15 protein-coding genes and 1 tRNA gene are annotated in these 19769 nt (G+C 37.7%); 12 read left to right on the forward strand and 4 right to left on the reverse strand.

The window, feature by feature from the left end; translation table 11 throughout:
• Nucleotides 1-131: 131 nt before the first annotated feature.
• Nucleotides 132-206: transfer RNA gene (locus ACFIN0_RS06145), tRNA-Gly, on the reverse strand.
• A 186-nt stretch (nt 207-392) separates the two neighbouring features.
• Here ACFIN0_RS06145 and ACFIN0_RS06150 point away from each other — a divergent pair.
• The 7 genes from ACFIN0_RS06150 (at nt 393) to ACFIN0_RS06180 (ending at nt 8798) form a co-directional block, all read left to right on the forward strand.
• A complete protein-coding gene (locus ACFIN0_RS06150) occupies nt 393-1370 on the forward strand; it encodes an ABC transporter substrate-binding protein (protein WP_375609962.1) in 978 nt (325 codons plus the stop codon).
• A gap of 63 nt (nt 1371-1433) precedes the next feature.
• On the forward strand, nt 1434-2330 hold the full coding sequence (locus ACFIN0_RS06155; protein ID WP_375609961.1) for an ABC transporter permease: 897 nt from the start codon (nt 1434-1436) through the stop codon (nt 2328-2330).
• Entirely contained in the window at nt 2323-3117 is a 795-nt protein-coding gene (locus tag ACFIN0_RS06160; RefSeq protein WP_375609960.1) for an ABC transporter ATP-binding protein, read from the forward strand. The genes ACFIN0_RS06155 and ACFIN0_RS06160 overlap by 8 nt, the downstream gene beginning before the upstream one ends.
• 4 nt (nt 3118-3121) lie before the next feature.
• Complete coding sequence (holA, locus tag ACFIN0_RS06165) at nt 3122-4162, forward strand: DNA polymerase III subunit delta (protein WP_375702135.1); 1041 nt, start codon at nt 3122-3124, stop codon at nt 4160-4162.
• Between the two features lie 1933 nt (nt 4163-6095).
• Nucleotides 6096-7025: a prephenate/arogenate dehydrogenase family protein gene (locus tag ACFIN0_RS06170; protein ID WP_375606051.1), complete on the forward strand. Its 930-nt coding sequence runs from the start codon at nt 6096-6098 to the stop codon at nt 7023-7025.
• 409 nt (nt 7026-7434) lie between these two features.
• Entirely contained in the window at nt 7435-8286 is an 852-nt protein-coding gene (locus ACFIN0_RS06175; protein ID WP_375702136.1) for a YihY/virulence factor BrkB family protein, read from the forward strand.
• Complete coding sequence (locus ACFIN0_RS06180) at nt 8283-8798, forward strand: YaiI/YqxD family protein (protein WP_375606049.1); 516 nt, start codon at nt 8283-8285, stop codon at nt 8796-8798. Before ACFIN0_RS06175 ends, ACFIN0_RS06180 begins: the two co-directional genes overlap by 4 nt.
• A gap of 2 nt (nt 8799-8800) precedes the next feature.
• On the opposite strand, the gene ACFIN0_RS06185 is transcribed toward ACFIN0_RS06180, so the two are convergent.
• Entirely contained in the window at nt 8801-9496 is a 696-nt protein-coding gene (locus tag ACFIN0_RS06185; RefSeq protein WP_375609957.1) for a TlpA disulfide reductase family protein, read from the reverse strand.
• Between the two features lie 32 nt (nt 9497-9528).
• On the opposite strand from ACFIN0_RS06185, the gene argH reads away from it, so the two are divergent.
• The 5 genes from argH (at nt 9529) to ACFIN0_RS06210 (ending at nt 15999) form a co-directional block, all read left to right on the forward strand.
• Nucleotides 9529-10929, forward strand: a complete 1401-nt coding sequence (argH, locus tag ACFIN0_RS06190) for an argininosuccinate lyase (protein ID WP_375702137.1) — start codon at nt 9529-9531, stop codon at nt 10927-10929.
• Nucleotides 10930-10980: 51 nt separating this feature from the next.
• The gene (locus ACFIN0_RS06195) at nt 10981-11160 is read left to right on the forward strand and encodes an LPS translocon maturation chaperone LptM (protein ID WP_375609955.1); all 180 of its coding nucleotides are present in this window, start codon (nt 10981-10983) and stop codon (nt 11158-11160) included.
• A 9-nt stretch (nt 11161-11169) separates the two neighbouring features.
• Nucleotides 11170-12450: a diaminopimelate decarboxylase gene (gene lysA, locus ACFIN0_RS06200; RefSeq protein ID WP_375702138.1), complete on the forward strand. Its 1281-nt coding sequence runs from the start codon at nt 11170-11172 to the stop codon at nt 12448-12450.
• Between the two features lie 126 nt (nt 12451-12576).
• Nucleotides 12577-15006, forward strand: coding sequence for a TIGR02302 family protein (locus tag ACFIN0_RS06205; RefSeq protein WP_375609032.1), 2430 nt, complete (start codon nt 12577-12579; stop codon nt 15004-15006).
• Between the two features lie 222 nt (nt 15007-15228).
• Nucleotides 15229-15999: a class I SAM-dependent methyltransferase gene (locus ACFIN0_RS06210; RefSeq protein ID WP_375606043.1), complete on the forward strand. Its 771-nt coding sequence runs from the start codon at nt 15229-15231 to the stop codon at nt 15997-15999.
• Nucleotides 16000-16898: 899 nt separating this feature from the next.
• Here the strand turns inward: ACFIN0_RS06210 and ACFIN0_RS06215 are convergent.
• Both ACFIN0_RS06215 and ACFIN0_RS06220 read right to left on the reverse strand, forming a co-directional pair.
• A complete protein-coding gene (locus ACFIN0_RS06215; RefSeq protein ID WP_375606042.1) occupies nt 16899-17579 on the reverse strand; it encodes a response regulator transcription factor in 681 nt (226 codons plus the stop codon).
• Nucleotides 17580-18768: 1189 nt separating this feature from the next.
• On the reverse strand, nt 18769-19203 hold the full coding sequence (locus ACFIN0_RS06220; protein WP_375606041.1) for an EVE domain-containing protein: 435 nt from the start codon (nt 19201-19203) through the stop codon (nt 18769-18771).
• Nucleotides 19204-19769: the final 566 nt, after the last annotated feature.

Raw genomic sequence — 19769 nt, forward strand, 5'->3', positions numbered from 1 at the left:
CTTAAAAACTCTTTGAGAAAAAATAAATTGGTACAAAACCTAGTGGCAAAATATACAAAAACCGCTGGCAAGCTACAACAACCGATGACAAGCTATAACTCCACACAAGAACGAATAAATACAAAATTCAATGGAGCGGGCGATGGGATTCGAACCCACGACCCCAACCTTGGCAAGGTTGTGCTCTACCCCTGAGCTACACCCGCTTACCGATTCGATATATGTCTTGTCTGTATGGCGTAGGCTTCTACGAATTGCAACAAAAAAATATCATTTTAGTTTGATTTATTTTGTCCATGTTTAAATAAAATGAAATAAAGATTGATTTTAGAAAATTCTTCAGTAATAAATTATTCCTTTTTTAATTTTTGCATGGAGAGGGGTGGAGTATAATGTTGAAGAGAATAAATATATTAGGGATTATCATTGCAACTGTTTTTATGATGAACAGTGTTGCAAAGGCCGATGACCAAGTTAAACACGTTAAAGTTGCAATAACGCAAATTATGGTCCATCCTGCTGCGGATGCTGTTCGTAAAGGTGTGGAAGATGTGCTTGCAGCAAATGGTTATAAGCAAGGTGAAAATTTTCACCTTACCTTTTTATCAGCGCAGGGTAATATTTCAACAGCAACGCAAATTGCACGTAAATTTGTTGGTGATAAACCCGATGTTATTGTCGCAATTACCACGCCTTCAGCACAAACGATGCTTGCGGCAACAAAAACAATTCCTATCGTCTTTGCAGCAATTTCTGATCCTATCGGAGCTAAAATCGTTTCTTCGCTTACCAAACCTGGCGGTAATATGACAGGGAGTTCGGATCGTATAGATGTTGCAGAAAGTGTTAGACTTTTACAAGAAGTAAAACCAGATTTGAAAAAAATTGGTTACCTTTATAATGCTTCTGAGGCAAATTCTGTTTCGACACTTAAGGTATTAAAGGATGTAGCAAAAAAAGCAGGAATTGAAATCATTCCTTCATCGGCACCAAAACCTTCAGATGTTCAGGCAGCAACACGCGCTTTAATCGGTAAGGTCGATATTATTTTTGTTCCTGCTGATAATACGATTTTATCTGTTTTAGAAGGTGCAATAAAGGTCTCAGAGGAAGCCAATATGCCTGTATTTACTGTTGATGCTAATACTATCGGGCGCGGGCCTTTTATGACGCAAGGTGTGAATTTCTATGATGTAGGGGTTGATGCTGGGAAATTGGTTGTACGTATTCTAAAGGGTGAAAAGCCTGGTGATATTGATGTTGTGCAGGCGGCTAATAATGACATTCGAATTGATTTGAAAGCAGCTAAAAAAGCAGGGATTGTTATTCCGCAGGCAGTTATTGATCGTGCAACAAAAGTGATTCAATAACTTTTATTGATAGAGTGTTGATACAATAAAAATACGTTAAGTTTTCATGGGGATTGTCTTTACATGAATATATTTGCGTTTTCTGGCGCTGTGGAATTAGGCCTTATTTATGCGTTTGTTGCTATAGGGGTTTATCTTTCATTTCGGGTTTTAGATTTTCCTGATTTAACGGTTGATGGCTCGTTTCTTCTTGGTTCCTGTGTCTGTGGTGTTTTGATTCTCTTAGGTTTTAACGCATGGACAGCTATGGCATGCGCTTTTTGTGCAGGTATGGCGGCTGGTTTATTAACAGCTCTATTGAATTTGCGTTTTGGCATTTTGAATCTTTTAGCTTCTATTTTAACAATGTCAGCACTTTATACAGTTAATCTTCGTATTATGGGAATTATGGGAGGGTCTAATGTTAATTTAGCACTTGCTGATACGGCGTTAACGCCCTTTTATAATCTGTTTGGTTTGTCTGATATTTTTGTGCGTCCTCTTTTCGTTGGTATTGTATTGCTCGTTATGGCGTTTTTGATTTGGCGCTTTTTGGAAAGTGAAATTGGTCTTGCTATGCGTGCAATGGGCGCTAATCCACGCATGGCGACGGCGCAAGGTGTCCATACATCAGCATTGATATATTTTGGAATGGGGCTTTCTAATGCCTGTGTGGCACTTGGTGGTTCTCTTTATATTCAAACTGCGATTGCAACAGATATTACTGGTGGAATTGGAACAATTGTTTTTGGATTGGCAGCCGTGATTATCGGTGAAACTCTCTTTCGTACGCGCAATATTTTTTGGATTATAATCAGCTGTATTGTAGGGTCTGTGCTTTATCGTGTAGCGGTGCAATTTGCATTTGAAGCAAATGGCATTGGTATTGATACATCGACAGATCTTCAGTTGATTACTTCGCTGTTGGTTGTTTTAACTCTTATTGTGCCACGTTATTGGAGGAGGCGTAAACGTGATTGAGTTGTTTCATGTTGGGGTCACATTTAAACCGCAAACGCCTTTGGAAAAACAGGCTTTAATTGATATTAACCTCAAAATTGAGCAGGGTAGTTTTGTTACGGTTATTGGTTCAAATGGTGCTGGTAAATCCACTTTGCTTAGTGTTTTGGCAGGTGCAACGCTTCCCTCGACAGGAAGAGTCGTTATTAATGGACAAAATGTTTCTAGGCAATCAGTCAGTGAACGTGCGGGAAAGATTGCTTGTGTTTTTCAAGATTCCTTAGAGGGAAGTTGTGGTTCTTTAACAATTGAAGAAAATTTGGCTCTTGCTGCTCTTCGAGGAAGTCGTCGTGGTTTGCGTTCAGCTTTAAATCATGAAAAACGGCAACTTTTTCGAGAAAAAATTGCTCAATTAGGCATTGGTCTTGAAGCATATATTCATAATCCTATGGATAGTTTATCAGGTGGGCAACGCCAAGCAGTTTGTCTTGTGATGGCAACATTAGCACATGCGGATGTTTTATTGCTTGATGAACATACCTCAGCACTTGATCCTGGAATGGCTGATTTTGTGATGCGATTGACTGAAAAAATCGTTGAAGAGAAAAAATTAACGACTATCATGGTGACTCATTCTATGCGTCAGGCTCTTGATTATGGCAATCGTACCTTGATGTTGCATGGTGGAAAAGTGATTTTGGATGTCTGTCATGAAGAGCGTAAGGGCTTGGATGTCAATGATTTAATTGGCATGTTTCAGAAAGTTCGCGGGGAAGTTCTTGATGATGATGAACTGTTAATAGGTTAATAATGTGGCTCAGAAAAAAGCACATGAAGTTGATCAATTTCTAACGCGTTTTTCACGTGCTTTTCCTATTGTTCTCATTTATGGAACGGATCGTGGACTGATTTGTGAGCGTGCACAACATTTTGCTAAGCTTACACGGGTGGCAATAGAAGATCCATTTTCAACAGTTCGTTTGGATGCTGGTGAAATTGATAAAGATCCTGCACGTTTGGAAAATGAAGCGCGTACGTTATCGCTTTTTGGGGGAGATCGTTTGATATGGATCTCTAATGCGGCTAACCAAAAAGGTTTTCTTGCTGCTTTAAAGCTTTTAATTGAGAAGCCACCAGAAGCTTGTTTTATTCTCATTGAGGCAGGAGATTTAAAAAAAGGAACAGGGTTGCGCAATGTTGTTGAAACAGCGTCAAAAGCAATGGCTTTGCCTTGTTTTGCTGATGATATGCGTTCTCTTGACAGTTTAATTGATGAGGTTTTAGGACAGTTTAAGAAGACTCTTTCTTTGGATGCACGTAGATGGTTGCATGAAAGTTTAGGGGCGGATCGTCTTGTGTCTCGCGGTGAATTAGAGAAGCTTTGTCTTTACGCTGAAAATGTTCATATTACTCTTGAAGATGTGAAAGCTGTTGTAAGTGATGTAAGTGTTCTTTCTCAAGATGAAGTCATTGATGCTCTTTTATTGGGCGATATATCAGGCTTTGAAGCGCATTTTAACCGACATGCAGCATTGCATGGGACGCTTTTTTTTATTTTAAGTACAGCACAGAGGCATTTTCAGCAATTACAGCTCTTGCGTTATCAGGTAGAGATTGAAGGAAAATCGCCTTTTACGGTGGTTTCTCAAGCACGTCCTCCTATTTTTTTTCAACGGAAAAAAACCGTTGAACAAGCTTTAAAATATTGGAAGTTAGAACAAATTTCTTATGCGATGGAAAGAATTCAGAGTGCTGTTTTAGACAGCCGTAAAAATCCGCTTTTGGGTGAAGCTATCATTCGTCAAGTTTTGTTAGGGCTTACAATTATTGCACGACGCCAGATGGCTGCTTAGTGTTTTAAAAATATTATGATTTTTTATTTTAAATACAATACAGAAGCATTTTCAGCAATTACAGCTTTTGCGTTATCAGGTAGAGGTTAAAGGAACGCTATTTTTGAGGAGGCGTTTTAAGAGCTTTAAAGTTTGATAAAAACTTTCCTTCAAAAGACAATCTTGATACAGTTTTATTATCTTATTGTGCCGCAAAACACTGTTCTTTAGGTTAGTAATATAAGGCTCAGGTGAAATTTTACGCATTCGGTGTTTTTTGTGTGGGGATGTGGTGAATATTAGGTTGGTTCATAGAGTCTTAATGGAGTAACACCCCCATGTAAAACAGAGTGTCTCAAACAAAAGAAGACACTTGTATGGTAGATTCATACGCTTTCTTAGAAATATTTTTCAATGCGCGTCATATCTATTTCGCGTCGGTGTTTATGAATGGTGTAGAAGTAAAGTTCCTTGTGAAGAATATAAAACCCATAGAGCAACTTTATCTTTACGCTTAATAAAAGTGCAAGTCGACACTCATTATATACTTTGCTAGTCTCTAATGTTGCTACAGTTTTTAGCATTAGAGAGCGTTTTTCATCATTTTGCTCACATGTCTTCTTGTGACGTGTAGACAAGAGATTTTAATTGATAAGAGGGTTTGTGATGGAAGAATTTTACAGTATTCGAAGTTATGATTTAAACTGAAAACAATAATTATATTTATAAATCAATGTATTATAGATTAATTGAATCACATAAAATAGTGAGCTAGAGGAATCTTTTAGACAAGAAAATGAATTGTTTGCAGATCGGTATGAATTAAGAATTTTCTTGGGATGAGGAGAAAGTCAAAATAGATTATGATGAAAACGACAGCACCTATGGGGAAACTTTTATGTTTGATACAGAGATGATAATCTTAGCAATGAATGTGTCTCATAAACAGAGCTAGCCATTGTTTATTATTAATAGTTTATTATTTTTCATATTGAATCAATCAGAACAATGTCTTTTGCACATCATAAGTGGGGGGGCGTGTGGATAAAAACTGTACAAGAAAGCACTAAAAATGCCTCTTATGAATGCTCTCAAATTCCAAGGTTTTTTGCAACATTGGGGGTAGGAAAATATAATGATAGTGTTTTATTAAGTGTGAAGAGGGTCGTGCTTAATAGATTATAGTTATAACATTTATGAACACTGTCGTGAGATAGGCTAGGGAGCGAGATGCCTTTTAAAACAAACCCATGAATTTGTAATCCAAATTTATTCTGTTAAGGGCGTTCTATTTTACGTGAGGGGTGTGATTCCATTAAAGGGATATTCGGTGTTTTTGTTATCAAACTTTTTCTTTATTGAGAGGGCGTGTTTTTCTCATATTTATTTGATTTATGGTATCCGGAATCGGGAGAGGAAAATGTTTTTAATGGTATCTGTTGGTATGCGTTGTTTTACGGTGTTTTCAATATTCGCGAAACTTATGTTGATGTTGTAGGTGGAGGCGTAATACGTTTTTATATAGGTCTAATGTACAAATTAATGAACGTATCGGGATAATTGGAGAAGAGTTAGTGTCTGCTTACGCTTTTGATGTGTTTTTTTGTGAGTAAATTAGTAAGATAAAGTAAACTGATGGGATTTTATGTAGAGTCGTTATTATCCTAATTGAGAGTGCATTTTATTTTGTTTCGGTGATGCGCTTTGATCAGTAATTAAGAGGGAGCTTTAGAGCGTGATGTTAGATTTCTCGTCATTTATTTTTTATGTGTTTTCTAGGTAAAGTGATCTGTTGTCAGCTTGTGCAGATGATAATTGGTAAATTGCGTTATTCTTTATTTCCTAGTTGTCATTTTTTAATATTTTACGCATAACTCGTGAACAAACAAACAAGAAAATTGTGATTTTACGATTGTCTTTATTGCCATTTGCAAAGAATCTTTGAAGGTGAAAGATGCTCCATATTCAGTTTGAAAAAATAGCACTCATTGGGATCGGTCTGATTGGGTCTTCTTTAGCAAGAGTGATTAAAAAGAAAAATCTTGCAGCTCAGATTTCTATTGCAACACGTCGTACAGAAACCCTGAAAAGAGCGCGTGAATTGGAGCTTGGGGACTTTTATACGACAGATAATGCAAAAGCTGTTGAAGGAGCAGATTTGGTTATTCTTTCTGTTCCTGTTGGGGCTAGTGCAGAAGTGGCAAAAACCATTCGTGATCATTTAAAACTTGGGGCGATTGTAAGTGATGTTGGTTCTACAAAAGAATTGGTTATTACAGAAATGGCACCTTTATTGCCCAAAACGGTTCATTTTATTCCAGGGCATCCTATTGCTGGAACGGAATATTCAGGTCCAGACGCTGGTTTTGCTGATTTGTTTATCAATCGCTGGTGTATTTTAACGCCTTTTGCAGATAGCGATGTTGCTGCTGTCGCACAATTAACAGCGTTTTGGGAAGCTTGTGGTGCGCGTGTCAAAAAGATGGAGCCTAAGCATCATGATCTTGTTTTGGCTATTGTTTCGCATTTACCACATTTAATTGCGTATAATACTGTTGGGACAGCGAGTGATTTAGAAAAAGTAACAAATTCAGAAGTGATTGCTTATTCTGCTTCTGGTTTTCGTGATTTTACGCGTTTGGCCTCTTCTGATCCCGTTATGTGGCGGGATATTTGTTTGCATAATAAAGATGCTATTTTAGAAATGTTGGGTCGTTTTAGTGAAGGGCTTGCTTTTTTAGAACAGGCAATTCGTTTAGGGGATGGTGAAACACTGTTTAATTTTTTTACGCGTACGCGTGCTGTACGTCGCAATATTATTGATGCCGGACAGGAAATTGATGCTCCTGATTTTGGACGTCAGAGTGTTTCTAAAAAAGGGTGAATAAAAGCAAGGGGGGTTGTTGAATTTCGTTGGTTTTTTCTAGAAATCGATAAGAAGTTTTTTCTTTATTCAGTCATAGATTGCAATAAAAAAGAGTGGCGATTGCTTCGATACAGATAACCATGACTTCAAAAGGTTTTATGTGTGCACGATCATCTTGCTTAGTTCTCTATAGGGCATGTGATGTACAGAAGAGGTTACTGATCTGTAGAAGTAACAAAAAAATGAAGTCGTTGTAGAACTTCATAGAGTGGGTTATTGTTTTTGTTTTGGTATAAAGTCGGGCTTGACCGTATTGATTATTGACCTTTATATTGCAACATTGCAAAATGTTTATTTGCAGAGTTTTGATGATTTTTATAAAACTTGAAATAGACTGAGGAAGAGTTTTACCAGAAAGTATTGAGTTTTGTTAAAAAATATCTTTTGGTATAGCTATCGTATTTTTGGTGACGCAGTAAGTCATTATTGGCGTGATAATGGGAGTGCTTTTGCAAGCCATGTTGCGCTATCGGGGCTTTTAGCATTTTTCCCTTTTTTTATTTTTGGAACATCTTTTGCTCGTTTTCTAGGTGCTTTTACCTATACACCGCAAAAAATTAAAGCACTGGTGCAGTTATTGCCTGATGTTATTGCAGAGCCTTTATCTCAGGAAATTGTCAATGTTTTAACCATTCATCGAGGAGGTGTGTTGACGCTTTCTGTCATTGGAGCGGCTTATTTTGCTTCTAATGGGATAGAGGCTTTGCGTACGGCTTTAAATAAAGCTTACCGTGTTACTGATCGACGGAGTTTGTTGTTTTGTCGTTTTCAAAGTCTGTTTTTTGTAATCCTTGGAGCTTTTGGTCTTGTTATGATTAGCTTTTTATTGATTCTGGCGCCTTTGCTGACCAAAATTATGCAAAATCATTCTTTTTTTATGACTGAATACATTGGTGTTATTCGTTTATGGCGTTATACAGTTGCAGTCGTTATTTTGTTTATCAGTCTTTTGATTGTTCATAAATGGCTTCCAGCAGGACAGCGGAAATTTATAGATATTTTACCAGGAATCGTGGTGACAATGTTTGTATGGTTTATGGCTTCTCTTGCTTTTGCACAATATTTGACGATGTTTGATTATATTTCAACCTATGCGGGGTTAGCATCTATTATGGTTGCCATTATTTTTCTTTACATCTTAAGCGCAATTTTTATTTTGGGAGGTGAAATAAACGCCGCAATAATGTTTTATCGTAACTATTGGCGCTCTCTTCGATGAATGAAAAAAACAGTAGATCGTACGAAAATCAAAAGATAGATAGAGGAATAAAACTTGCCATTACTTTGTTGGTTGATGCGGATGCTTGTCCCGTAAAAGATGAAGTTTATCGTGTGATGAATCGTTATCAGCTTAAGACATTTGTTGTGGCAAATCGTTCTTTGTTCCTTCCAGATGAAGCGCTCATTGAGAGAGTAGTCGTTGCTGGTGAATTCAATGGTGCTGATGATTGGATCGTAGAACATGTGCATGAGGCGAGTATCGTTATTACCAGTGATATTCCTTTAGCAGCAAGGGTTGTGCAAGCTGGGGGTTTTTGTCTTTCGCCAACGGGGCGTATTTTTGATGTAAATTCAATTGGTCAGGCTTTGGCGATGCGCAATTTGATGGAAGATTTGCGTGGACAGGGCAGTATAATAGGTGGTCCCCGTCCTTTTTCTCGTAAAGACCGTTCTGCTTTTTTGTCAGCACTGGATCTTGTTATACAACGTTTAAAAAGACGCGGTTATTAAAGTTATAGGGCTTCTTTAATCACTGCTTTTATAAGTGTTTTGGCATCGTCATTGGCCCATGGAGCTGCACCATTGAAGGAAGCAATGAGATATCCCTCTTTATCAATGAGCAATGTAATGGGGAGTCCTAAAGCAAGCCCCTGTTTTCTAACATTATTGAAAATATCCATTGTTTCATCGCGATAGTAAAGCAAATTATCTGAATGAATATCTCGTAAAAATTGCTGAATTTTTTCAGGAGAAGCAGTTTTATCGATATTAATCGCTATGACATCAAAGTTTTCTCCACCTAATTCACGTTTTAATTGCGCAAGTTCGGGCATTTCTGTGCGGCAAGGTGCACACCAAATAGCCCATAGATTGACCAGCATTGGTTTTCCGGTAAATTCGCTGAGTGTACGCTCTTTTCCTAGAATATCCTTGAAAGAGAGTTTATTCATATCCGAGGGTGTATCAGCAAATCGTATGTGGCTAAAAAAGCCTTTTGCTGCTTTTCGTATCGCCATCATTTTTTCTGCTCGTGCTTTATCAGTGTTTATTTCTTGTGCTTGTGCTGCTGAAATGAAATTGAAAAGAAAAAACTCTCTTTTAGTATCGTAGTTTATGGTTGCGTATAAACTCAATGCAATGATAAAGAATGCAAGGGAGAGTTGCCTTTTTTTATTGTTTTTTTCGCTGATGAAAATTTGAAAAATCATAATTTTGTCCTTTGGATGGGTGTTTTCAGAATATGACAGATGAGAAGTTAAAGAACCAAATATGGGGTGGTCGGTTTACGGCAGGTCCTGCTGCAATTATGGAAGAAATTAATGCCTCTATTGATTTTGATCAAAAACTTTATCGACAAGATATTGAAGGTTCTCTTTCTCATGCGGCTATGTTAGCGCAAACGAAAATCATTTCACAATCAGATTATGAAAAAATTGTTCATGGTTTGAAACTTATTCGCCAAGAAATTGAAGACGGTAAATTTGTTTTTTCACGAAAGCTTGAAGATATTCATATGAATATTGAAGCGCGGTTGAGTGAATTGATAGGTTCTGTAGCAGGGCGTTTGCATACGGCGCGTTCACGCAATGATCAAGTTGCTGTTGATTTTCGCTTGTGGGTACGTGAAGCAACGCAAAAGATAGCACAAGCTTTAAAAGGATTGATAGAGCAATTACTTATTCGCGCAGAACAACATGTTGATACCTTTATGCCGGGCTTTACGCATTTACAATTAGCCCAACCTGTAACATTGGGCCATTATATGATGGCTTATGTTGAAATGTTCGGTCGAGATTTATCGCGAATGCGTGATGCTCTTGAGCGAATGAATGAATCGCCTTTAGGGGCTGCTGCTTTGGCAGGAACAAGTTTTCCGATTGATCGCTTTATGACAGCACAAGCACTAGGCTTTCGGGAACCTACACGCAATTCAATTGATAGTGTGTCTGATCGTGACTTTGCATTGGAGTTTTTAAGTGCTGGTGCTCTTTGTGCGATGCATCTTTCGCGTTTGGCGGAAGAAATAATTCTTTGGTCAAGTGAACAGTTTTGTTTTATTCATTTGTCAGATGCCTTTTCAACGGGTTCGTCTATTATGCCACAAAAGAGAAATCCGGATGCGGCAGAGTTAGTACGAGCGAAAGCAGGTCGATTGAATGGTTCGCTTATGGGATTGTTAACGGTGATGAAAGGATTACCGCTTGCTTATTCAAAGGATATGCAAGAAGATAAAGAATATGTATTTGATGGGGCTTTGAGTTTGAAATTATCACTCGCAGCAATGACAGGGATGATTGCTGATTTGAAAGTGAATAAAAAAGCCATGAAACAAGCAGCGGATTTAGGGTATGCAACAGCTACGGATTTTGCTGATTGGCTTGTCCGTGAATTAGGGATTCCTTTTCGTGAAGCACATTACATAACAGGGCGTGCTGTGGCATTGGCAGAAAGAAAAAAGTGTCGCCTTCATGATTTATCATTAGATGAACTTCAAGCAATTTGTCCTGATGTCAATGCGACACTTTTTGATGTTTTGACCGTTGAAAAATCTGTTGAAAGTCGTAAAAGCTTTGGGGGAACAGCACCTTCAGAGGTTCTTCGGCAAATTGCATATTGGAAAAAGCGTCTCGTGAGCGCTTGAATAATTGTATTTTAAAAGTAAAAAAGAAAGCAAGATGAGGAAAGAGGACTAATGAAAGTTATAATAAAGGGGTTGATGGTTGTCCTTTTTGGGGGCTTTGGTGTCGTTGGGTGTGGGCGTAAAGGATCATTGGAGATGCCTCCTACAAGTGTGGAAAAACCTAGGCAGGGAACATCTGTTGCTAAAAGTGAAGATGATAAACCTTTTATTCTTGATCGTTTGATAAAGTAGGAGGCAAGTGTGGATTTTTTCTCCTATCATCAAGGTATACTTTATGCTGAGGGGTGTTCACTTGCTACGCTTGCACAGGAGGTGGGAACTCCTTTTTACTGTTATTCAGCCAATGCATTGGTTACACATTTTAAGGACTATCAAAGAGCATTTCAAGGGATGCCCAGTCTGATTGCTTATGCGGTTAAAGCGAATTCTAATCAAGCAGTTTTGCGGCTTTTAGCTAACAATGGAGCGGGAGCTGATGTGGTCTCAGAAGGTGAATTACGGCGTGCTCTTGCTGTTGGTATTCCGGCGCATTGTATTGTTTATTCTGGGGTTGGTAAAACCGTGAGAGAGATAGATTTTGCTCTTTCTCAGAATATTTATTGTTTTAATGTTGAATCAGAGCCGGAACTTGAACAGTTATCGCAACGCGCTGTTGCACTTTCAAAAATAGCACGTGTTTCATTGCGTATTAATCCAGATGTTGATGCAAAGACCCATAAGAAAATTACAACAGGAAAATCTGAAAATAAATTTGGTATTCCCTTGTTGTTGGCAAGAGAGGCTTATAAAAGAGCGTCCTCTTTGCCTGGATTGCAGGTTTGCGGTATTGATATGCATATTGGCAGTCAAATTTGTGATTTAAAGCCGTTTGAGGAGGCGTTTATTATTATCGTAGATTTGGTGCGTCAATTGTGGAGTGATGGTTATGCAATAACGCATATAGATATTGGTGGCGGGCTTGGTATTGCCTATGGTTGTGAACAACATACCGTACCCTCCCCTTTTGATTATGCCGCGCTGGTAAAGAAGCATATTGCTCCTTTAGGGATTAATATTGTGGTGGAGCCGGGGCGGAGCATTGTGGGTCAAGCTGGTGTGTTGGTAACCTCTGTTCTCTATTTAAAAAAGGGGCAAGGGCGGAATTTTGTTATTGTGGATGCGGCGATGAATGATCTGATGCGTCCAACGCTTTATGATGCTTGGCAGAATGTCGTCCTTGTGAAACAAGCAGCAAAAGACGCCTCCCTTATTCGTGCAGATATTGTGGGTTCTGTTTGTGAGACTGGTGATTATTTAGCATTAGATCGTTGCTTGCCAATTTTGGCACCCAGTGATCTTTTGGCAATTACGCAAGCTGGGGCTTATGGTGCCGTGATGGCGAGTACTTATAATAGCAGACTTCTGGTCCCTGAAGTTCTCGTTCAAGATATGCGTTATGCAGTTATTCGTCCACGTCTTGATTATGCGCAATTAATGGGATGTGATCATATTCCTGATTGGATTGAGCCCAAATTAGATTGAGCATTATTAAATATTTTTGGTCTTATTTTTACTAAACTTTGATGAAACAATTTATTTTCTAGAAATTGTTCTGTATGGGGTTTATGATCTTAATGCACCACGGTAAAAGGGGATAAATGCTTGTTTATGAAAAATAAAAACATCAAAGGCTTTGCAATGAAGCTTTTGTGTGTGCGCATTTTGATGTGGGGGATCCTTTCATTGGAACGGATCTGGGGTCGGTTATTACCATTTTTCCTTGTTCTTAGTCTGTTTTGTTCGTTTAGCTGGTTGGGACTTTTTGGCGTTTTGGGCTATTGGTTCCATTGGCTTTTACTTGGGGCTATGCTTGTTTGTGCTGGGGTAAGTTTATTTTTTCTTATTGGTTTTCGGTTTCCCACAATGCGGGAAGTGGATCACCGTCTTGAACGTGTCAATGGCCTTAAACACCAGCCTTTGAATATTCAGACAGATCGTTTATGTTCTGAAAATGATGAAGATTTTAGTGTTGTTATTTGGCGTGAACATCAACGCCGAATGGCAAAGCAATTATACCATTTAAAAACTGGATTTATCTCTCTTAATAGTGCGGATTATGATCCTTTAGCTTTGAGGGCTTTGTGTGCTCTTCTTTTTGTGTGCGCTTTTAGTTTTTCTTTTGGTTCACAAGGGGGGCGTTTGGCTGATGCCTTTGATTTTCGTCCTGTCGTTGATGAAAAACTCATGCGGATTGATGCTTGGGTAACACCACCTGCTTATACCGGTGTGGCACCGATTTATTTGACAAAAGATGAGAAAACACAACTAGAAATCCCTGAAGGGAGTAATGTTGTTGTGCGTGTTGTCAATGGGGCTGGCATTACAGTAAAAGCAAAGTCTGTAGAAGATGGGAGGGAAATTTCGTTTTCAGAGAAAACGGAGCAAACAGCTTTGAATGATCCAATTGTTCATTTTGAAACACATTTAAAGCATTCAATAAATTTATTTGTATCATCACGTCGTAAAAAACAGCAATGGCATTTGCAGATAATTAAGGACACGCTTCCAACAATTCATTGGTTGGAAAAACCAGGGAGGATTTTAACGGGATCATTGGAGTTACGATATGTGGTGGATGATGATTATGGTGTGACAAAGGCTTTTGTTGAAATAGAGCCTTTTCTTCCTCAGAATAAAAGTGCTTCTTCTCTTTATAATGCTCCGGAAATAGAACTTCTTCTTCCGCGTGGTGGAAAGGGGAAAATGCGAATGGTGCAGGATATATCAGCGCATCCATGGGCGGGTTCGCAAGTCAAAATTACTTTGGTGGCAGAAGATGGTGCGGGGCAGAAAGGACGTAGCAAAACTTTTGTTATGATATTACCACAGCGCGTTTTTTCGAATCCTGTTGCACGCGCAGTGGTTGAACTGCGTCGTTTATTAGCTCTTAATCCTTTAGCGCGAGAGCGGGTACTTGATATGCTTTCTGCTTTGCTTGTGCGTCCAGAAAAGGGGTTGCAAAATGCATCGCATTTTATTGTTCTACAAAGTGCGTGGACAAGACTTTCTTTAGCACAAACAGACGAGGATTTGCGCAATGTGGTGGATTATTTATGGCAAATTGCTTTGGGTATTGAAGGCAATCAACTTGAATCCGTGCAAAAAAAGTTAAAACAAGCACAAGCTGCTTTACGTGATGCATTGCGTTACGGTGCTTCAGCGGCAGAAATTGAACGGCTTATGGCAGATTTACGTCAAGCTATGGATGCGTATATTCGTGCTTTGGCTGAAAAAGCACCGGATAGTCAAGTTTCTAAAAATTCTAAAAGCTCAAAAAGTCCTAATCTTTCTGAAGCTACATTACAAGAAAAGCTAAATTTAATTGAGGAAATGGCTAAAACAGGCTCTTCTTTAGCAGCTGAACAACTCTTGGCGGAAGTTGAACAGACGCTTGATCATTTGCATGTGCAAAAAGGTAATCAAAATGAGGGAGAAAAAAGCCAATCTGCACAAATGAAAGAAAAGATGGACCAGCTTGGAGATTTAATGCGTCGTCAGCAAGAAATTCTCAATGAAACACATCAGTTAGAGATGGAACAAAAACGCGGAGAAAATGTACCGGAAACACAAAAAAAATCTTTAAAAAAACGTCAAGCTGAATTGCAATCTGAATTATCAACATTAGAAAAAGAATTATCAGAACAAGGATTTGAAACAGGGGGCGCATTGAAAAGGGCAGAAGAAAAAATGAATTCTGCGGAAAATGCTCTTGATAATGGAAATCATCAGGTATCTATACAAAATCAGTCTGATGCTTTGGAATCTTTGAGGCAAGGTGCACAAAATGTTTTGAAAAAAATGCGCGAAACACTTAAAGAAACGGGAGATGATCAAAATGCTGATTCTGGTCCTAAAGATCCGTTAGGACGTCCACTTTCTTCAAAAACAGATGAAGAACAAGAAGGCGAGGCACTCCCACAAGAAAGTGATCAAATGCGTACGCGGCAGATTTTGGATGAAATTCGCAAACGTCTTGGTAAAGAGCATCTTTCAGAAGAAGAAAAAAACTATCTTGAAAGATTGCTTCATTTTAATTAATCAGTGTTGGCTTTTTTCTTAATTGATGTCAAAAACAGTGTATGAAGAACCTCTATGGGGCTCATCTCCAAAAAAGTGATTAAAGTGCTTGTAAGGCAATAATCATCCTGCTGTACTGATTTTTTAATCATTTAAGTTTAAAATATGCAATATTGAAGTGTTCGCTATTGCGGAGAAAGAGCAGAAGTCCATATAAGTTGGATATATGAAAATCTGTAATGTTTGAAATTTGTTTCTACATGGTATGTTGAGTTGGATATCGTTACGCTGAAAGATTTTTATGCTTCTGCACTTGGGCTGCGTGTGCAAAAGACGCTGTGTGACCAATTAAATTTATGGTGGCCTGATCTTACGGATAAACGGATTATGGGGTTGGGTTATGCGATTCCTTATCTTTCTGTATTGCGTGAACGTGCCCAACAATGTTTTGCTTTTATGCCTGCTGCTCAGGGTGTTTCGCCTTGGCCTTGTGCTGAAAAAGTTGCTACAGCGCTTGTTTTTGAAGAAGATTTGCCGCTTCCTGATGCGTCAGTTGATTGTATTTTATTGGTCCATGCATTAGAATATACAGAAAATTCATTTGAAACGTTGAATGAAATATGGCGTGTTTTAGCACCCAATGGTCATTTGATCGTTATTGTTCCTAATCGCTCTGGCTTTTGGGCGCGCAATACGACTACGCCCTTTGGTTATGGCGAACCTTATAGTCAACAACAGCTTATTCGTTTGTTCGAAAAAACAAATTTTATTTCTGGACCAATACAAGAAATTGTACACTATATGCCCTCTACGGGGTATTTTTCGCGGTTGTTCTCATTTTTTTACGAGCCATTTGCTCGCTATCTTTTGCCTTATTTTGGTGGACTCTTAATGTGTCAGGCACAAAAACGTGTTTATCAGGGTCTGCTCGTACAGCGTCGTCAGTCGCGACGTATTTTTATTCCTGCTTTATCACCACAGACAAGAAATATTTTAAATTATAAAGATAATTAATCATTTTGTCATTGTCATAAGAACCGCAAGTATAAAAGGATTCTCTTATTTCAATTTTTTGCATTTACAATTAAAAAATATTCTTTTGTACATTAATATGTGGAATTGGTATGTGAATAAAAATCTCAAGTATCTATATATCGAACCATATTTCATGAATAGCGGAAACATTTTAAAAGAAAAAATGCTGGTATCTTCGTAAGCATAAAAATAGCAGAGTCCAAAGGATCTTGCATAATATGGTTTATGGTGGTAAAAACTGTACAAGGAATGATTAAAATGCTTCTTATGAACCATCTCAAGTATCAAGGGCTCCTCTGCAACATCGAGATCTAACATAAGTGTGTGATGGTGCTGGCTTGTTCTTTTATAAGCGTAAAGATGGTGGTGCTCAGTGGCTTTATCGTTAGGATAAACATTTAGCGTTATATCATGAATTATATAATCTCTTAAGAGGAGATAAAGTCATAAAGAATGGAGGAAAACTATAAAGATAAAAAACATCTCTCAAGTTAGGTTAGTGAATGTGAGATAAAGCAATGCGTGGAGCTGTTTTTCTGAAAAAAATAATTATAAATAGCACTCATCTAAAGATGATAGTTATGATCAAGAATGTTGCTAAAAGATATCACGATTATTTATATGCGAAACATATTAAAAACTTTAGAAAGAACAAAAGCATGTGAAACAGAAGTTACAAAGTATATCGTGAGAGTTGAAAGCATTTTTGTTTCTGGTTCTCATGTTGGAATATTTCGTTTTTTATTCGTAATGTTATATATTTTGTCATAAGAGTAAGTTCTAAGTAATAGCATTCGAATTATATGCGAAGGTTTTTTCATCTCGTTTCTGTTTTCATTTAGGATATTAAAATTATTTTTGAAACAGTAAATCTCGAATTAAAGATTTAAACGGTAACCATTTTGATCTGTTATGAGAATTTGTGCATTGGAGGGATCGTTTTCGATTTTTTGTCGCAAACGATAGATATGGGTTTCTAAAGTATGGGTGATAATATTTTCATTATATCCCCAAACTTGTTCTAACAATGTTTCACGGCTGACAATTTTATCATTGGCATAATAGAGACATTTAAGGATCGCTGCTTCTTTTTCTGTGAGACAGATTTTATTGTTGCATTGATCAAGAAGAAGTTTTTGTCTTAGTTTAAAAGTATAGGGACCAATATGAAAGGTTGCGTCTTCATTTTGTTCATATTGGCGCAACTGTGCTCGAATTCTCGCCAATAACACTGCAAAGCGAAAGGGTTTTGTTACATAATCATTGGCGCCTGTTTCAAGATCTAAAATATTATCACAGTCTGTATCATAATTTGTTATCATGATAATGGGGGCACGAAATCCTTGGGTGCGTAATTGTTTAACGGCTTTGTAGCCATCAAGATCAGGAAGTTGAAATCCCAAAATAGTGAGATCAATATTTTCTTTTTGGATTATTCTCATTCCCGCTTCTGCTGTTTTTGCTTGGGAAATTTTAAATTCTTGATGCATTTGCAATTGTTCTACTAAAATGGGGCGTAGATCATCGCCTTCAACGATTAAAAGAGTGTATTGGTTCATGTTTTTCCTTATAGGCATGTTGATGCACTGATTGATATAGTTTCATGAAAAATGAGATTTCATGCAAGAAAAATTAAAAGAGGAAAATTAAAAAAAAGTCTTTGAAAAAATAAACTTTTATAATTTCTATGGTTGTTTGCCGAAAAGAAGGTGTTTCCGTCTGCAGAGTATTTTACGTATTGGTTGGAAGCATTTTTTATGCTTTAGAATGTGTTTTAGCCATTGAGTGTCATCATTTTTACGCTTATGGAGAAACAAGCTAGCACTATCATTCACTTTGCCAGCTCGTGGGTGTTGCGGACAGTTCTTGGCACTTGAGACGATTCATAAGAGGAATTTTTAGTGCTTTCTTTCACGTTTTTTATCTATATGGGACTTTCTCCGCTTAGAATATGCAAGCAAATAGCTTTTGATTGATTCAATATAAACAGGTTGGGAATGAGAGAATCCAGCGGCATGAGAGGCTCTCATCCAACATGCGAACAATGAACACTCAATATGATGCGTTTTTTAAGCGTGAAGAGAACTGTGCAACACCTAGCAGATATGCACCGTTTAGGAGAATTTCACGGTCATTTTTATTGTTTTTTTATCCACGTTTAGTTTTGTTTTTTCGTAGAGTTTGTGTGCGAAGAGGTCTGTGTGATGCTCGTGGGTGTTGCTTATTATAATCGTTGAGTAAGTCTTGCCTTTAGAAATGCCTAAAAAATACCTAATGAAGGGGGGAAGTTTTGGGGCATTTTATATTGAGAAGAGTGCAGAATGAAAAATGATAAGGAAGAGTATCCTATTTATGTATTTAGCGTGAAAACACATCAATAGAGAGGGATGCCTTGTGCGATATGAAGTGCTTTTTCATATGAGTCTAACGGTAAATTCATCGAACACTCCCATCTTTACGCTTATGAACAAGTAAGCCGGATCACACACTTTGCCAGCTCGTGGGTATTTCGAGACAGCCCTTAGCACTTAAGACGGTTCATAAGAGCCATTTTCACTCTTTTCTTTAACAATTTTTATTCACACACTCATCCCGCTTTTTATGTGCAAGAAAGTGGTTTTAATTGATTCAACATGGGACAAATTTGAAATGGGAGAATCTTACGATATTCGGGACTCTTATTCAACATGCAAAACAGTAATTTATCATTATAAATCAATGGATTATTAATGAATAAAATTTATTGCTTTAAGATAAAAGCATTTCCTTCTTAAGGTTGCCCATCAAACAGACTTCTGTCCATTCCTCTTCTGTCACGGGTTGTACTGATAAGCGGCTGGCCTTGACCAACACCATATTTGCTAGTTTAGGATTGGCTTTGATTTGTTTTAATGAAACAGGTGTTGGCATGTCACAAAGTGCTCGGATATCTACACATTCCCAGCGTGGATCAGAACTTGTAGAATCAGGGTGTGCTTCAGCACATATTTCTACAATTCCTACAATTTCTAAACCTTTATTTGAGTGATAAAAAAAACCTTTATCACCATATTTCATAGTGCGCATATTGTTACGTGCTTGATAATTGCGTACACCATCCCATTGTTCGCCATTAACTCCTTTTTTCTTTTGCATCTCCCATGACCATTTATGGGGTTCAGATTTAAAAAGCCAATAAGCCATGAGTTCTCCTTTTTCATAGACTGTTATGCATTTTTATAAGTATCTTTGTAATACCATCAACGATGATTTTTAAAATGGGGTAAATAACGGCTATTATCTATTTTTCTTGTTTCAAAATAATGTGTAGTAGAGAGACGCGCTCCATTGATATTTCATGTTGTATAAAAGTATTTTGCTCTTTGTTTCTCTTTTCAACTATGGTCTGAAATGCGGTCACTATAAGAGTTTGTTGGAAAAAATTAAGAAAATTGGTTCTAAAAAGCTTTAAGATTACAATGACAATGAAACGAATAAATGGTCAAAGATGATGAGGTCAACGAATGGCATTCATATCTATGCTTTGTGGGAGAGAGTAGATCTTATTATGCTGTAAAATACCGTCATTTGAAGTGTAATGATATAAGGCAGTTTTTTGAGACATGAGGTTTTTAAGAATGTGTGGTGAATATTTAGATTTACGTGTCGAGCTTTGGGTTAAGTGAATTGTGTGAGTGGGAAGCAGGTGGAATCTGCTCGATAGAGAATTCGGACTATCTATAGACCGGAGTGAGTAGAAATCTTCGTTC

The sequence above is a fragment of the Bartonella sp. AA89HNZF genome (assembly GCF_042196905.1).
Lineage (GTDB): Bacteria > Pseudomonadota > Alphaproteobacteria > Rhizobiales > Rhizobiaceae > Bartonella.

What these genes read in the sequence shown, in the direction of transcription:
- ACFIN0_RS06185 (WP_375609957.1), bottom strand. Translation starts at nt 9,496, where the DNA reads ATGATTTTTCAAATTTTCATCAGCGAAAAAAACAATAAAAAAAGGCAA.
- ACFIN0_RS06205 (WP_375609032.1), top strand. Translation starts at nt 12,577, where the DNA reads ATGAAAAATAAAAACATCAAAGGCTTTGCAATGAAGCTTTTGTGTGTG.
- ACFIN0_RS06150 (WP_375609962.1), top strand. Translation starts at nt 393, where the DNA reads ATGTTGAAGAGAATAAATATATTAGGGATTATCATTGCAACTGTTTTT.
- ACFIN0_RS06220 (WP_375606041.1), bottom strand. Translation starts at nt 19,203, where the DNA reads ATGGCTTATTGGCTTTTTAAATCTGAACCCCATAAATGGTCATGGGAG.
- ACFIN0_RS06170 (WP_375606051.1), top strand. Translation starts at nt 6,096, where the DNA reads ATGCTCCATATTCAGTTTGAAAAAATAGCACTCATTGGGATCGGTCTG.
- ACFIN0_RS06180 (WP_375606049.1), top strand. Translation starts at nt 8,283, where the DNA reads ATGAATGAAAAAAACAGTAGATCGTACGAAAATCAAAAGATAGATAGA.
- ACFIN0_RS06155 (WP_375609961.1), top strand. Translation starts at nt 1,434, where the DNA reads ATGAATATATTTGCGTTTTCTGGCGCTGTGGAATTAGGCCTTATTTAT.
- ACFIN0_RS06215 (WP_375606042.1), bottom strand. Translation starts at nt 17,579, where the DNA reads ATGAACCAATACACTCTTTTAATCGTTGAAGGCGATGATCTACGCCCC.
- ACFIN0_RS06195 (WP_375609955.1), top strand. Translation starts at nt 10,981, where the DNA reads ATGAAAGTTATAATAAAGGGGTTGATGGTTGTCCTTTTTGGGGGCTTT.
- argH (WP_375702137.1), top strand. Translation starts at nt 9,529, where the DNA reads ATGACAGATGAGAAGTTAAAGAACCAAATATGGGGTGGTCGGTTTACG.